This window comes from Roseibium sp. RKSG952 (genome assembly GCF_009711355.1).
Window position 1 is genome coordinate 1 of the sequence record NZ_SMMF01000018.1, and the last position, 208, is coordinate 208.

The 208-nt window shown below is 60.1% G+C and carries 1 protein-coding gene; it reads left to right on the top strand.

The window, feature by feature from the left end; genetic code table 11:
- The coding region (locus E1297_RS48610) for a hypothetical protein (RefSeq protein WP_196223044.1) at positions 1-208 on the top strand (208 nt) is incomplete at both ends.

Consider the following 208-nt stretch of genomic DNA (forward strand, 5'->3'; position numbering starts at 1 on the left):
CCATGATGCCGAGACACAGTATCTCAACGGAGGTGTCGTCACTGACCGGCCTGCGCTGACCGGTCCGGTCAACGGCGTCTGGACCGGATTGCCGGAATGCACCGTAATCATTGATGACGAGGAACCAGTGAGCGTCACGGATGGCTCGTTGGAACTGGAAAGCGCGGTTGGCATGGCTGTGACAGTGCGGATCGAGCCGGTGTTTCCG